Genomic DNA, 13,314 nt, shown 5'->3' on the forward strand with positions numbered 1-13,314 from the left:
ACATTTTACCAGTTTTAACCTCCGCTTTTTTCTGAGTTTGTGAGAAATTCGGGATAATCAGCAGCACCACTGGAGGCTGGGTAACTCAGATTCCGAAATTGATTAAACTGAAAACGTTCTAGCGATCGCACAAATTGTTGTACCTGTTGCTCAGAAATGCGGCGAACACTACGTTCAGAATCATTAGCATCACCAATCCGCACGCGAATCAGTCGCCCATCTTTGAGTAAAACAGTCTCATAGGTTCTGCCAGCAAAACCCCCACTGGATATTTGGCGAAATACTATATCTCGATCTAACGGTGGTGGTAACTCACTAGCTGGAATTTGCACAGGGCCCAATGTAGTTTCGTTAGCCTTTTGATTCAGCCTGAGTGCGGAACCTGTTTGATTGGTATGATAAACCAAGGTTTGTCCAACTCCGCCGACAACCACAACCACCCGCCAGCCGCCTCCCATAGCCTCGGTACAGTTTTCATCAGGACGTGGTAGATTCAAACAGCCATTACCCCAAGTTTGCCATTGAGCCTCAATAATGGTTAACTGATAAATTGGCTGTTGCAAACGTCTGGATGCGGCTTGTAAAACAGCATTTTTTACAGATGTAGGTAATTTCTTTGGCAGATTTTCTGAGGGAGTATTTGCCGAAGCTAAACGTAGCGATCGCCCATTATTATTGGTATGATAAACCCAGTTTTCTTTGCCATTAGATACCACAATTCGCCAACCAGGAACTAAGGCTTGGGTACAGAATTCATCAGCTTGAGGCAGTTCCAAGCAACCATTGCGCCAAGTCTGTTGATTGTAGTCAATAATTTGCAGTTGTCTAGTAAAAATTCCCTGCCTGCGGGCTAAATCTCGCAGTACCGCATTAGCTACTGGACGTGGCAAGCGGTTTGGTTTAATATTGTCTTTAAGAACTTCATTGCTTGTTTCTATAGATAAATTCACAGAAGCGCCCGTCGCACCTTTGACAAGTGTTAAACCGTTAGCAACAGACAAAATTCCAGTCAAAATCAAAGCAGTGAAAATTCGCCCTTGATTAGTGTTAAAGTAGTTTTTCAGCATAATTTTCATAGTAAAATAGAACTAAAAAATAGTATCCAGTCACTAAGTAGACAATAAAGTATATAATTCCAGAACTTCAGCACTTGGAATTAGTTTAGTATTTGTGTTTTAAGAGAGATATAGAGACAGACGCTGATGTACTGATTGTTTGTTCCTTAATATAAATTCTGGTTGAAGAAGAATTCAGGAGTCAGAACAATCAGTGGGGGATATACTGCGGGATCTTGCTACAGACCCACCACTGATTGAAAACCACTAAATCTTCTCTTTCGGAGACGTTACGCGAATGATTTAGTGGGGGTTTTAAACCCTCTTGTTCAGACGCTCGCGGACTCGCTAACGCTACGCGAACGTGGAAGCAAGCTACGCAAAGCGTCTGTGACACGCTGCGCGAACGTAGAAGAAGTGTCGTATAGAATTAATTCTGAATTCTGACTCCTGACTCCTGAATTCTGTTTGATAAATCCATCAAATTTGCCAGCTTGTAAACTACCCGCGCTCCAACATTACCATCCCACTCCGCATCACCAACTTCGCAGATATCAAAGCCAATAATTTTTCTTCCACTATTGACCAATTCCCGGAACAGACAAAAAGTTTGCTCTAATTCCAACCCACCTGGAACAGGAGTACCCGTACTCGGACAGAGTTTTGGATCTAAACCATCTACATCAAAGCTAATATAAACATACTCAGGTAAATGACTGATAATTTCTCGGCATAAATCAATCCAAGTTGTGCCAGAGTAAAGCTTTTGCTTAATAGCGGGATCGTAATAAGCAATAATGCGACTATCAGATTGGTCAATCATTTGCACTTCATCATGACTAATATCACGCAAACCTACCTGCACTAACTTAGAAATTTGCGGTATTTTCATCGCATTAAACATAATCGATGCATGGGAAAACTCAAATCCCTCATAAGCATCGCGTAAATCTGCGTGGGCATCAATGTGCAAAATGCCATAGTTTGGGTATTTAGCTGCTAATGCTTGGAAATAACCTAAAGGCGAACTGTGATCTCCACCAATGACTGCAACTCGCTTACCATTATTAATTGCTGCCTGACAATTTTCAAAGAGCCATTGATTAACTTGTTGACCAGCCTGATTTATTTCTGTCAGCACAGATGTTAAATCTGGTGTATCTGAAAGTTGTTTACCTTGGGCTAATCGCCCGATAATTTTTGCTGCCAAAGCGCGGTAGTATGTGTTCTTCTCTAAAATATCTTGGGGAATTTCTTCCATAAAAATTCCCTGTTTCCAGCCATCAGGGCGATCGAAATCGAACAAATCTAGTTGAGTCGAAGCATCTAGAATTCGCTGTGGGCCATTAGCAGTGCCAGCACCATAGGAAACAGTGACTTCCCACGGCACACCAAAAACAATCAAGTTTGCAGACTCATAATCGCAGGGCAAACCTAAGAAATTGCCATTTATTTCACCTACGCCGCTGGGATTGTAGTCTTTCAATTGATTATTCATTGAGTATCTTCTGGATTTACGTAGATAGACAGCACGCCGCCTAGTGAACATCTGCATTGTAATCAAAATTTTTCACAGGCGGTAAACTAGTGGTTTGTCAAGTTTAAATTGATGGGTAAACAAGCTTGTAGTAAAGACTTTAGTCCTTATTTTCTCAGCAATGAAGTGCTTACTACAAACCTTCTTGCACTAGCTTAGACATTGCTGCAATACTTCAATATTTCCTTTCTTTCCAACTTCCATCTCCTATGAGCCACTTGAGACCTCGAAGATTTCTGTCTTAGTATCGTGATAGTGTAGTGAGCTACCTTGCGATCCGGGTGGCAGTTCAAACCGGAATTTTACATACTCCCCATTGTTATAATTAGTTGAAACCAATACAACTCTTAGAGAGGCTGCGCCAACAACTACGCTCAGTACAAGTGACCAATGACTAACTATTTACTCAACCCGCTTAACTTCAAATCCCCGTAACCCTTCCGGTTCCTCATATTCAACCACAACATCTTGAACCACAGCAGCAGGTGGCCCAGAGTGACACCAGCGAACCATGTCATCTACAACCTCTCGCGCCCCTTCAAAAACTGCCTCTACTCGATTATCGGGGAGATTCCGCACCCAACCGGTTAATCCCAATTGCCTAGCTGTATCGACAGTGGAATAGCGATAACCTACTCCTTGGACTCGGCCAGAAATGAATACATGGGCGCGGATAATCTTTGGCAGTGCTGTGGAATTCTGCATAGACTGGTCTAATCTTTACGATTTCCAGTCTACCTAGTTTGTGTATACACAATCTGTTTTTAACTCCAACTCGCGAAATTAATCCCGTCTTTCTTAATACCTACTAGTTTTTGTATATTTCCAGCGCTTTTCTAGTAATAAAACTATCCTACTCCTAATTTAAGTCCTAGTCTAAATACCTGAAAACTGCTGTAATTTAATTAGTAGTCAGTTTTTTCATTTGGAATTTTGAATTGTTTATGTCTAACCTGCCACCACTTAATACAGAAACAATTTGGGCAATTCTTGACGATAAACTTGATGATGCCACAGTCAACCAGTTGCTATGGCATTATTTAGGCTATCGCTATGACTCCTCAATTGCACAATGGGACGTTAACCAAGTTGCACCAGAATGGTATAATGAATACCCACAACCACCAGATTTCATTCAATCTCGCGCCGCAACTGTCAAGTTGACTCGTTCCATTCCTGTTGAAAATAAACAAATGCTAAAAGAAAAACTGGGTTTCAAAGGTTACAAAATTGGAGAATTTGGGCCTCGGCAAACTCGCAGAGCAACGGCGGCGAATTGGTTATTAAGTTATCTACAACAACAAGTTAACAACAAAAAAGAGTAATTTGGCAGTAAATATTTGGTAAGAAAACATTGTAACTTTTACCGAATATCAGCTGTATTTTAATCTCATACAAACAATCGTTTGATTTAATGACTTTTTGCAGCTACACCAATTTGTAAGTAAATAAGATACAAAATTTAAAATTACAAATCAGATAGAAACAGTTTCTACCTCTACCTCCTGCCTTTAAACCCGTAGCTTTGTACTTCATTCATGTAAAATAAAACTGCTGTATATGTAATAGTGTTAAAAACATATAGCAATCATAAATGAGATTGTGAAAATTTTTGTTATGTCGTCCTTGGTCATTTGTGATTACATAGGACAAATAAATAATGACTAATACAGCCAATAGAAAAATATTTCATATATATTATTTTTATACGCGATATTTACTACACAGTAAATCTGCATTTTAGTCAAGAAACAAATACTATAAACAGTCAATAATCAAAAAATTATAGTTAAGTTTTATAAATAATTCATAAATTATTCCTGAAGACAGAAGCACTCCCGATTGAATTATTTCTCTAGAGCGATTTGCAAATTATATTGAGCATCAGAGAATATCTCTATCAACCCTTGATATTACAAACACTTCTATGGCAAAGCCAATTGAATTTAATTTATTTGCACCTTATAACAAAGGAGCAGCATTAATTGGTTCTTTTTCTGATTGGCAAGAAATTCCAATGGAAAGAGGTGATGATGGTTATTTCCGCACAAGTGTTGAACTAGAAGACGGCGTTTATAAATATAAATTCCGCGTTCAATCAAATTCATGGTTTTTTGAACCAGAGCAATGGGTTGATGTTACAGATCCTTATGCAACTGATATAGATGAACAAAGTGGAAATGACGATGGTGTTATCAGGGTCAAAGATGGAAAAAGGATTACCGATACTTATATTTGGCAACATGATGATAAACCTTTACCTGCTGACCACGAATTAGTAATTTATGAATTGCACGTTGGTGACTTTTCTGGTGGCGAGGACGATCCTTATGCACGAGGTAAATACAAAAACGTCGTTGAAAAGTTAGACTATTTGTGTGAACTAGGAATCAATGCTATTGAGTTGATGCCACTTAAAGAATATCCTGGTGATTATAGCTGGGGTTATAATCCCCGCCACTTCTTTGCAACAGAATCAAGTTATGGTTCTACTGCTGAGTTGAAAAATTTGATTGATGAGTGTCATGGTAGAGGTATTCGTGTAATTCTTGACGGTATTTATAATCACTCAGAAGCATCCGCTCCCTTAACACAAATTGACCACGATTATTGGTATCATCACGAGCCTCGTGACCCTGATAATAACTGGGGTCCTGAGTTTAATTACGAACATTATGATGAAAAATTAGATATTAAACCAGCCTGGAAATTTATTGGTGAGACAATCCGTTTTTGGATTGGAGAATATCATCTTGATGGTATTCGCTATGATGCGGCGCGGCAAATTGCTAACTACGACTTCATGCACTGGATTGTTCAGGAAGCCAAAAAAACTGCTAGCATGAAGCCTTTTTATAATGTTGCCGAACACATTCCTGAAACTACCAGCATTACCAATGTAGATGGGCCAATGGATGGTTGCTGGCATGATAGTTTTTATCACTGCATTCTAGAACACATTTGCGGTGATACATTTGATTTAGAGCGTTTAAAAGATGTGATTGACTGCAAACGCCAAGGCTTCTTGGGTGCCACCAATGTAGTAAATTATCTCACCAACCATGACCATAATCATCTCATGGTTGAACTGGGGAACCGTGAGATTTTTGACGAAGAAGCCTTTAGGCGGGCTAAATTAGGAGTAGCCATCCTCATGACTGCTGTTGGTGTACCTTTGATTTGGATGGGAGAAGAATTTGGCGAGTATAAACCTAAACAATCTGAATCAGCCAAAATCGAATGGACACTATTAGGGAATGATTTAAATCGTAGTTTATTTGATTCATACAAAGGCTTAACCAACCTGCGTAAAAGTAATCATGCCCTCTATACAGAAAATATTGATTTTATCCACGAAAATCCTGAAGCTAAAGTATTAACTTATACTCGTTGGAATGATGAAGGTTCTCGTGTAGTCGTAATTGCAAATTTCTCAGAAAACTTCCTAGCTGAGTATCATGTTCCTAACTTTCCTAGTGCTGGTACATGGCACGAGTGGACAGGCAATTATGATGTCGAAGCTGGTGATGATGGTATCATAACTGACTTAGGGCCATACGAAGCCAAAGTGTTTGTATGGCAGTAACGATCTACACTACTGCTTAGTCAGTAGTCTAATAGCAAAGAAAAGGGGGAAAATATTTCCCCTTTTTTAGTTATGATTTTACTTTCCTACAGTTTAATTAGAAATTTGTCAAGCAGAAAATAAGCTATTTTAAAATTTCATAGGTTTGTGTTACACTTTTGAGTTGAAGTGCGTCTATAGAATTGCCAAAGCATCCCCATGCACAACAAATTATTTAATACTAATATTGAGAACGATCGCATCTTATTAACTCCCAATGAAGTAAAGTCAAAATTACTTTTGACACAATTAGCAGAACAAAGAGTTTTAGCATATAGACAGGAAATAGAAGATATTCTGGATTTTCAGGATCGCAGGAAATTTATAGTAGTTGGCCCATGCTCAATCCACGATCCAAAAGCAGCGCTCGAATATTCTGAGAGATTAAAAATATTGTCCGAGCGAGTCAAAGATAACTTGCTACTAATTATGCGAGTTTATTTTGAAAAACCAAGAACAACCGTAGGCTGGAAAGGTTTAATTAACGATCCAGATATGGATGATTCTTTCCATGTAGAGAAAGGTTTATTAATTGCACGGGAGTTACTATTAAAAATTACAGAGTTGGGATTACCTGCTGGCACGGAAGCATTAGATCCAATTATACCTCAATACATCAGTGAACTGATTACATGGTCTGCCATTGGCGCACGCACAACTGAATCACAAACTCACCGCGAAATGGCAAGTGGGCTTTCGATGCCTGTAGGTTTTAAAAACGGTACTGACGGCAATATTCAAGTAGCTTTAAATGCCCTACAATCAGCTGGAAACCCACATAATTTTCTGGGAATTAATCAAAAAGGACAGGTCAGTGTCTTTCAAACTAAAGGTAATGACTATGGTCATGTAATCCTAAGGGGTGGTAGTCAACCCAACTTCGATCCAGCAAATGTCAAACTGGTAGAAGAGAAATTAAAACAGGCAAATTTACCACCGAGAATTGTTATCGACTGTAGCCACGGCAATACCAATAAAGATTACAAATTACAAGGTGCTGTCTTAGAAAATATTATTCAGCAAATAGTGGATGGTAATACATCAATTGTTGGCATGATGCTGGAATCGCATTTGTATGAAGGTAGTCAACCAATTACTGGTAAACAAGAAGAATTAAAATATGGTGTTTCTGTAACTGACAAATGTATTAGCTGGGAAGAAACCGAAAAAATTATTTTGGCTGCTCACGAAAAACTTAAGTGAGAAGTTAAAATTCAGAATATACAGCAGTTTTCTTTTGCATGAAGTACAAAGTTACTGGTTTTGAGGCAGGAGGCAGCAGGTAGAAACTATTTTTATCTGATGTTGAGTATTGCATTTTGTACCTCATTAATATTGAATATTTTTATGTAAATTTTCGGTAGTTGCCCGAATTCAATCAACGACTGCCCGAATTCAATATAAGTAAGTAAATTGGCACAATAAAACCAAACTATGTGAAGAAAGATAAACTAGACTAAAATCCTCTTTCCTCCTGCCTTCTGCAAGAACTGCCTCATCTCGACTACAAATATTTACGCCTTTCTAGTTATTTGCACTGTTGCGTCAGTTTCCTGCCGAGTACGAGAGTTTAGCGATCGCAAATCAGTAGGAATCGAATCCCCAACTGAAGAACTACCATTTGCTTCTTTGAAGATATGCCTAAGATAGATGTAATAGTATCTAATATGTGCTATTGACTCAATACTACCAACTGAAGGATTGAAAATTAGGATTTTTCTACATAAAATAAAAAATCTAAAATTAAAAATTGGTAACACTGATGGTTAGGAGTGTTAGAGTTTCAAGAAATTCACCGAAACTTTTCAGCGGGTATTCATGCTGAAGAAACTACAGAAAAAGCAAATTTCGATAATTGCGGGTGCAGCACTGTTTGCCTTCTTAACTGGGGCAATGGTATCAGCACCTGAGATTGGTAAGTCTCTGGGAAAATGGCTCAAACTGAGTCACAATCAAGGAGAGCAAAAATCGGACGGGAGTGTTGCTCAATCAGCCGTCTTTGGGTTGATATCGCAATCGCTGCCAGAACGCGCGGCAAAACTGGCTGCGATAGCTCAAGAATCGCGATCGCCAGATCGGAATCGCGCTCGTTATCTTTTGGCGAGTGATTACATTGAAAGAACCCAAGGGCAAAAAGCTCTGGTTTTACTCCAAGGACTAGAAAAAGACTATCCCATCCTTGCCCCCTACATTTTGCTCAAACAAGCCCAGGCAGAGGATTTGCTGGGCGAGGACGGCAAAGCCTCGGATCTCAGGCAAAGGGTGCTGAAACTTTATCCCAAAGAACCGGCCGCAGTCAAAGCGCTATATCTGATTGCTCAACCAAAGCAACAAGAAACTGCGATCGCTCAATTTCCTTCTAATCCTCTAACTTGGGAAATTATCCGTAAACGCTTGCAAGAAAACCCCAATCAGCCACAATTACAGTTGATTTTGGCTAAATATGCCTACGATCAACCAGGTATAGTGGGCGTTTTGGATCAGCTAGTAAAACAGCCTAACCTCAAACCCGAAGACTGGGAACTAATTGGTACAAGCTATTGGGAAAATAGTCAATTTCCCAAAGCGGCGAATGCTTACGCCAAAGCACCCAAAACATCGCGCAACCTCTACCGTACTGCACGAGGCTTACAGGTGGGAGGCAAAGATAAAGAAAAAGCGATCGCCACCTATCAACAATTAGTGCAGCAATTTCCCAATAATGAGGAAACTGGGACGGCACTACTGCGGTTAGCAGAAACCGCAAAAACACCTAAAGATGGCTTACCCTATCTTGAGCAGGTAATTAGTAAATTTCCCAAACAAGCTGGTACTGCACTGGCACAAAAAGCTAAAACTCTCCAAACTCTTAAGGATCAAAAGTCAGCTAGCGCGGCGTGGCAATTACTCATAGCTAAATACGGTAACTCTGACGAAGCCGCAGAGTACCGTTGGAAAACCGCCCAAGATAAAGCCGAAGCCAAAGATTACGTCGGTGCTTGGCAATGGGCAGAACCAATCGCCACTAATAACCCCAATAGTATTTTGGCTCCAAGAGCGGGCTTTTGGGTAGGTAAATGGGCAGCTACACTGGGGAAACAGCAAGAATCTAAAACTGCTTATGAATATGTGATTAGCCAGTTTCCTTACTCTTACTATGCATGGCGAGCCGCGACAATGTTGGGGCTAAATGTCGGCAATTTTGACAACGTGCGCGTCATGAACCCGGAAGTAATCGCACCCCAGCGTCCATTACCGCCTGCTGGTTCTGAAACTTTCAAAGAATTGTATCTGCTAGGTCAAGACCGCGATGCCTGGTTACAATGGCAAACAGAATTTCAGAATAAAATTCAGCCAACGGTAGCAGAGCAATTTACTGAAGGGTTGATGCGGCAGGCTAGGGGAGAAAATCTCATCGGAATTGATGAAATTTCTAAATTGGAAGACCGGGAAATACCAGCCGAACTTGCCCAATATCAGACTCTGAGCAAACAAATCACCTACTGGCAAGCGCGTTATCCATTTCCCTATCTGCGAGAGATTCAAAAGTGGTCTATTGACCGTAAACTTAATCCTCTGCTAGTAACTGCTTTGATGCGTCAAGAGTCACGGTTTGAACCAAAAATCAAATCTGTCGCTGATGCTACTGGTTTAATGCAACTGTTACCGAGTACGGCTAAATGGATTGCGCCACAAATCAAGGTGGATTTCAAAACAATCAACTTAGAAAATCCCAATGATAACATCATGCTGGGTACATGGTATTTGGGTCATACCCACGATCAATATAACAATAACTCCTTGCTGGCGATCGCTAGTTACAATGCTGGCCCCGGCAATGTCTCCAAATGGTTGCAAACTCTAACTACAAAAGATCCAGATGAGTTTGTTGAAGAAATTCCTTTTGATGAAACTAAAAACTATGTACGGCAAGTATTTGGCAATTACTGGAATTATTTAAGGCTTTACAACCCTGAGATTTCTGGCATTGTAACAAAGTACTCGACTACACACCCACAATTACCGGCGCGATAATCTTAGAAAGTTATGAGTTGTGAGTATTGAGTTCAAGCAATTTTTTAATTCAAAGTTCACAACTCATATAGCAATCCTAAATGAGATTGTGAAAATTTTTGTTATGTCGTCCTTGGTCATTTGTCCTTTGTCATTTGTGATTATAAAGGATAAAGGACAAATGACAAATGACAGCTAACTCTAAAAATATTTCACAAATGATTTAGGACTACTATAGTGATATCTATTTAGCTAATTACTAATAGGTATTACCTTCAATGCTATAGCAACCGCCAAGATGGTTAGGACAAACAGTATAATCTCTAATTAAAGTAATATTAGATACTTATTATATCTTCAGTATAAGAACAGATTATGGCAAAACCGTACAGTTACAACTTACGTCAGAAGGTAATTCAGGCAATTGAGTTAGACGGGATGAACAAGAGTGAAGCGGCTCAAGTTTTTTCAAATTTAGCGTACACTTTTTCCGGTTTGGCACGGTGACGCTTGTTGTGACGGACAACCCAGTTTATGGGCGGACAAACAATCCTTATGATCTAACAAGAATAAGAGTAAACCAGTGAAAATGCCTAATCAAGACCATAGTAAGATTAGCCCGACTGCCAAATTGGTGGCTTATTTCAGGCAATTTTCAGATATCCCCTTTGCCGCAGACGTCGCGGCGCTGATGCATGCAGAAGACGTTTTTAACGAGTTCTTACAAGGAACGGACCTTACACCAGAATTCCTGAACTGGGCAGCTCCTCTTGCTGAGGCGCGTTATAAAAGTGTTGTCAGCGCGATAAAAAGAGAGGGCATTACACAAGTTTTGGAGTTGGCCAGCGGGCTATCGCTTCGTGGGCTTGCCATGACTGAAGACCCGGAGTACACCTATGTTGAAACGGATCTTCCAGGGATCACCGAAGAAAAGCGACAAATCCTGTCAATAATCAAGTCGAATCTGGCGCTAAGAGAGCGCCAGAATTTATTCTTTCATGCTGTAAACATACTTGAGTTTCCTCAAATTTCATCAGCCATCCGTCACTTTGAGCCAAGTCGTCCAGTGGCCGTCATCCACGAAGGGCTTTTTCAGTACCTTTCAATGTCAGAAAAGGAGACGGCGGCGCGCAATATCCACTCCGTTCTTTCCCGCTTTGGTGGCGTGTGGATCACTCCTGATTTTGAGACAAAAGCTGAGGTTGAAAGACGTTCACATCCTCACTCACAGCTGCAGAAGATCGCGCAAGCAGTCACACGCGCAACACAGCGTGATCTGTACAACGCGGCCTTTGATAATCAAGATCAGATCGCGGACTTTTTCTCACGCTTAGGTTTTCAGCTCCGGAGCTCTCCGCAAATAGACGGGAGTTATCAGCTAACTGCAATGCAAAACTTGGGCATACCTGAAGCTAATATAAACAACTACAAATCCTACGGCAATATTTGGATATTGAGAGTGGGATAGCATTTCAAGCGCGCTCGTCGCCTTAGCTAAGATGGGGTCGGTAGTGTTTTATATTTGTTGGTCTACTTGGCATGAAGCCGAGATATGTGTAAAAACCTGCATTCCGGGTCTGAAAAACCTTATCCTGTTGCTATTACAGCCATAAATGCTGTGTTGGCAACAGTGTTATAAAACACAATTTTTGGAAAGGCGATCGCGAATAGCTTGAGTTGATTGCACCTGTGGCGTTAATATATCTTAATGTATTCAGTATTGCTTTTTAGCGCCCCAATAGAGTTAACCTCAAAAGAATTTCAGTCAGAACTGATATTAAATGCTTTAATTGGGTTGAAAGACACCAAAGTGCCAGTGTTAATTACTATGTTCGCTTACTGGGGAGTAGGTCTAGGTGGGGGCTATCTGATGGCATTCACTTTCGGCTGGAGTGCTATAGGTTTATGGTTGGGTTTAGTACTAGGGCTACTTATGGGTGCAGTGCTTTTAACTGGGCGTTTTTATCTTTTGACTTCTGAGATTGAGTCTACTTGACTGGAGACTTAAACTCTTACTCTCAGTGCCTAATTTACCGCCGTAGGTATCGCAGTAGTTCTTGCGTAGGGCAGTATTCCTCTAGCTTCCTGCTCTACACAAGAACTACCTCTTTTGTTAAATATTTGTTGAATGACTAGAGTCATCATAAAGATTTGGATAAATAGACTGTTCGTCAGGCTTTTGAGACTGCAATTCCCAGATATCGCGTTTTTCTAGTTCTCGATCCACTAATAACTGTAGATGATCTGGTAATTTAGTTGTTTGCCAAATAGACCAAATTTCTTCACCAAATAATTCTTTTTCAATTTTTCCAGAAAACATGATTTGACCTCCATGAATGTTCAATTTTAAGTTTAGTAACTTTTAATTTAGGAAAGATGAAGTAACAAAATTGTCATTCTTCATTCTTTCGCTATCTTTAAAATACAGGTACTATTCGTTCTGAATACTGCTTGTTAAGAAAATCTCTAACTTGTGCATAGTTAAGTAACTTTTCATTACGGATATTGCGATGGGGTCGCTTCCTGTGAAGGCAATAATCCGTTGAAAAAAGGCGATCGCACGAGCATCATCATCAATTTGTCTACTCAAAATTAAATGCTTTCTTAAGGTCAGTGGGCAATTTGTTGCGACCTATAAACATTTTGGCTGACTGTTCTCTAACACCAAGCTTTACTGAGAAAGGCATAACCACTAGTAGCAATGACAACTGCTCCGCTCGAACTGTCCAGCGTTCACGAAGTGTACCCGCAGGGGGATTCGCCTGTTTGGCGACAAATTCCTTTAGCACCTGCCACTACACCTTCTTGTATACCAGCAGTTCTAAGGCTGTACTGTGGTCAAGTATTTTCATGCTTGCTCTAGTAATCTTTTTCTGCATCAAGCGCATATAATCATCAGCTAGCTGTAGCGATCGCCGATGAGGACGCTCTGAAAGAAAACCCCCTGAAGTCAAACTATTACCTGACTCAGATTTATATGTACTCACGATTACATCTCCTAAAAAGTTTACTTAGCACTAAATTTTGAGTTTATTGGCTAACTCATCTAATTTTTTAATAAAGTACTGTAAATCAATCAATTTACTGTATTATATAGTTATGAG

At 40.0% G+C, this 13,314-nt stretch carries 12 protein-coding genes and 1 pseudogene; 7 read left to right on the plus strand and 6 right to left on the minus strand.

Going from position 1 to position 13,314, the window contains the following annotated elements; translation table 11 throughout:
• Positions 1-14 precede the first annotated feature (14 nt).
• The 3 genes from ACFE93_RS23420 to ACFE93_RS23430 all read right to left on the minus strand — a co-directional run bounded on the left by ACFE93_RS23420 (position 15) and on the right by ACFE93_RS23430 (position 3,297).
• Positions 15-1,067 carry a hypothetical protein gene (locus tag ACFE93_RS23420; protein ID WP_375476730.1) on the minus strand — a complete coding sequence of 351 codons (1,053 nt, stop codon included), beginning with the start codon at positions 1,065-1,067 and terminating at the stop codon, positions 15-17.
• 418 nt (positions 1,068-1,485) lie between these two features.
• Positions 1,486-2,553, minus strand: a complete 1,068-nt coding sequence (speB, locus tag ACFE93_RS23425; RefSeq protein WP_375476732.1) for an agmatinase SpeB — start codon at positions 2,551-2,553, stop codon at positions 1,486-1,488.
• A 441-nt stretch (positions 2,554-2,994) separates the two neighbouring features.
• Positions 2,995-3,297, minus strand: a complete 303-nt coding sequence (locus ACFE93_RS23430) for an acylphosphatase (RefSeq protein ID WP_375476734.1) — start codon at positions 3,295-3,297, stop codon at positions 2,995-2,997.
• A gap of 239 nt (positions 3,298-3,536) precedes the next feature.
• On the opposite strand from ACFE93_RS23430, the gene ACFE93_RS23435 reads away from it, so the two are divergent.
• The 7 genes and pseudogenes from ACFE93_RS23435 to ACFE93_RS23465 all read left to right on the plus strand — a co-directional run bounded on the left by ACFE93_RS23435 (position 3,537) and on the right by ACFE93_RS23465 (position 12,206).
• Positions 3,537-3,917, plus strand: coding sequence for a DUF1823 family protein (locus ACFE93_RS23435; RefSeq protein WP_375476736.1), 381 nt, complete (start codon positions 3,537-3,539; stop codon positions 3,915-3,917).
• A 602-nt stretch (positions 3,918-4,519) separates the two neighbouring features.
• The gene (locus tag ACFE93_RS23440) at positions 4,520-6,178 is read left to right on the plus strand and encodes an alpha-amylase family glycosyl hydrolase (protein ID WP_375476738.1); all 1,659 of its coding nucleotides are present in this window, start codon (positions 4,520-4,522) and stop codon (positions 6,176-6,178) included.
• Positions 6,179-6,376: 198 nt separating this feature from the next.
• Positions 6,377-7,420, plus strand: a complete 1,044-nt coding sequence (locus ACFE93_RS23445; protein WP_375476740.1) for a 3-deoxy-7-phosphoheptulonate synthase — start codon at positions 6,377-6,379, stop codon at positions 7,418-7,420.
• Between the two features lie 615 nt (positions 7,421-8,035).
• Positions 8,036-10,231, plus strand: a complete 2,196-nt coding sequence (locus ACFE93_RS23450) for a transglycosylase SLT domain-containing protein (protein ID WP_375476742.1) — start codon at positions 8,036-8,038, stop codon at positions 10,229-10,231.
• Between the two features lie 354 nt (positions 10,232-10,585).
• Positions 10,586-10,678 (plus strand): annotated as a pseudogene (locus tag ACFE93_RS23455) (IS630 family transposase); the annotation flags it as partial.
• A 121-nt stretch (positions 10,679-10,799) separates the two neighbouring features.
• On the plus strand, positions 10,800-11,678 hold the full coding sequence (locus ACFE93_RS23460) for a class I SAM-dependent methyltransferase (protein WP_375476744.1): 879 nt from the start codon (positions 10,800-10,802) through the stop codon (positions 11,676-11,678).
• A gap of 240 nt (positions 11,679-11,918) precedes the next feature.
• Positions 11,919-12,206: a hypothetical protein gene (locus ACFE93_RS23465; RefSeq protein ID WP_375476746.1), complete on the plus strand. Its 288-nt coding sequence runs from the start codon at positions 11,919-11,921 to the stop codon at positions 12,204-12,206.
• A 117-nt stretch (positions 12,207-12,323) separates the two neighbouring features.
• On the opposite strand, the gene ACFE93_RS23470 is transcribed toward ACFE93_RS23465, so the two are convergent.
• The 3 genes from ACFE93_RS23470 to ACFE93_RS23480 form a co-directional block, all read right to left on the minus strand.
• A complete protein-coding gene (locus ACFE93_RS23470) occupies positions 12,324-12,530 on the minus strand; it encodes a hypothetical protein (protein WP_375476748.1) in 207 nt (68 codons plus the stop codon).
• A 111-nt stretch (positions 12,531-12,641) separates the two neighbouring features.
• Positions 12,642-12,800 (minus strand): hypothetical protein, encoded by a 159-nt coding sequence (locus ACFE93_RS23475; protein ID WP_375476750.1) that lies wholly within the window; start codon positions 12,798-12,800, stop codon positions 12,642-12,644.
• A gap of 205 nt (positions 12,801-13,005) precedes the next feature.
• Positions 13,006-13,197 carry a hypothetical protein gene (locus ACFE93_RS23480; protein ID WP_375476752.1) on the minus strand — a complete coding sequence of 64 codons (192 nt, stop codon included), beginning with the start codon at positions 13,195-13,197 and terminating at the stop codon, positions 13,006-13,008.
• Between the last annotated feature and the right edge of the window lie 117 nt (positions 13,198-13,314).

The organism is uncultured Nostoc sp., assembly GCF_964247315.1.
GTDB lineage: Bacteria > Cyanobacteriota > Cyanobacteriia > Cyanobacteriales > Nostocaceae > Nostoc.